Source organism: Streptomyces sp. NPDC001450 (assembly GCF_053597295.1).
On record NZ_JBSFHY010000137.1, the window covers coordinates 1 to 2,012 of the forward strand.

The window sequence follows — 2,012 nt, forward strand, 5'->3', positions numbered from 1 at the left end:
GGTGGTCGAGCCAGTTCTCCGGGGCCGGGGCCTCGGGATCGAAGGTGGTGACCTTGCCGATGTACGCCCGGGCGGGGTCGGCACGGCCGTCGAGCATGTCGGCGGCGCTGACCGTGACGGCGGCGCGGGCCTTGCGCCGCTCGTAGTCCTCCTCGACGGGATCCCAGACCTGCCCGGGCCGGTACCAGTTGGTGCCGTCCCACCAGTAGCCGCCGGCGCGGAACAGCAGCTGGTCCTGCGACCACTGGCTGTGCAGGAACGCCGTGGCGCCGTCGCTCATCAGCAGCACGGTCCGGCCGTGCTCGGGGTGGTAGCGCACCGACCAGCCCAAGGTGTGCTGGAGAGGGTCGGTGGTGAAGGCGTGCCAGCCGCCGCCTTCACGGTTGGGGTCGAAGCGGCCCCACATGCCGCTGGCCTCGTGGCGGCCGACGGCCTCGATGGCCTCGGGCCCCTCGTTGAGGGGGATGTGGGAGTCGTCGACGAACGGCAGGCCCGGCACCGGATGGTCGGTGCGCAGGCCGTTGGCGAGTGGACGGACGTGGCCCAACGTGATTCCTCATTCCATGTCGAGTGCTGCACGTGTTGTGCAACGCATTACCTCCCCTCTTATACATGGGTCTCAACCCGTCTTGTGCAGCTACTTTCGGCCAACCTCCCGGACAGGCGTCCGTGAATCGCGGGCAACCGGCCCCGGGAGGTGATCGCGTCGGATAACCTCTCCTTATCCGACGCGACAAACCCGGACATGGCGACGGGTCAAACAGGGGGCGGGGAACGGCTGATGGCACCGACACAAGAGAGCGGAGAAGACGGGGTCGCCGCGACGACGTCGGCGGCTGCGACATCGGACGACGTTCCACGGCAGCGAGTCCGGCGGATGCGACGCTCCGCACCTCCCCAGCTCGACTTCCCGCCCGTCCGCAACGGGCTGGACTACCTGGCGAGCGTCGTCGACCACCTGGACGAGAACCAGTCCGAGGTGACAGACCGGGACGTGAAGTACGCCGTGCTCCACCTCCAGGCGGCCGTCGAGGTGCTCTTCAAGGCGCGCCTGTATGCGGAGCACTGGACCCTCGTCTTCGCCAACGCCGACGAGGCGACGCCGAAGAAGCGGGACAGTGCAGACTTCAAGAGTGTCACCACCGAGGCGGCCATTACCCGGCTCAGGAACATCGTGGGCGTGCCCTTCACGGACTCGGAGCGGAAGGCGCTCAAGGACCTGAGGGACGACCGCAACAAGCTCCAGCACTTCGGATCCAGCCTCGATGCGCGCGTGGCCGAGGCCCGCGCGGCGGAGGTGCTCGACTTCCTGGTCCGCTTCATCGACGACCGTCTCGTCCCCTACCTTCACGACGGCCAGGAGAAGGCGCAGGCCGAGGCAATGCTGGCGAGCATCCGCGGCGGCCTGACTGCCATCAACTCCTTTGTCCGCGAGCGGATGAACCGGCTCGGCGGGGAGTTGAAGAGCGAAGGCGTCGAGAACCGCACCATCGAGTGCCCCGAGTGCGAGCAGTTGGCCCTCGTGCTGTGCGAGGGGCCGGACTCGACTGCCGCGTCCGAACTCGCCACCTGCCGTTTCTGCGCGCGCGGCTGGGATCCGGAGGAGCTGCTGGGCTATTTCATCGGGCAAGACCAGGAAGAGCCCAGCGAGTTCAACACATGCCCGCAGTGCGATCAGCAAACGCTCGGGTGGGCCGTTCGCGTCCGCAGCGACCCCGCGAAGCCGGTCCACGTCTGCTTTTCCTGCGCCATGGCGTTCCCCACCGTTGTGCCCTGCGAACGGTGCATGCGACCGATCGACGCCAAGGGAGACACCGGAACAATCCTCTGTGGCATCTGCTGGAGCGACCTGGAAGACGAGCAGCGGTACGGCCGGCAGTACGAAGGTCCCGAGGACTACGGCTTCGACGGTGAGTGGGGATAAGGGTGATCGACGTCGCCGATGAAGCGCTGACCCTCCCAGCACCGATTGGGGTGCTGGACGAGCGCCAAGCCCTCCTCGAGCGATGGGC

Annotated in this window: 1 protein-coding gene and 1 pseudogene; one reads left to right on the top strand and one right to left on the bottom strand. The window is 67.5% G+C overall.

Translation table 11 applies throughout. The features are described from left to right. Positions 1 to 547 (bottom strand): annotated as a pseudogene (locus ACWC5O_RS45370) (hypothetical protein); the annotation flags it as partial. A gap of 330 nt (positions 548 to 877) precedes the next feature. On the opposite strand from ACWC5O_RS45370, the gene ACWC5O_RS45375 reads away from it, so the two are divergent. Further along, complete coding sequence (locus tag ACWC5O_RS45375; protein WP_355837826.1) at positions 878 to 1,924, top strand: serine/arginine repetitive matrix protein 1; 1,047 nt, start codon at positions 878 to 880, stop codon at positions 1,922 to 1,924. Positions 1,925 to 2,012: the final 88 nt, after the last annotated feature.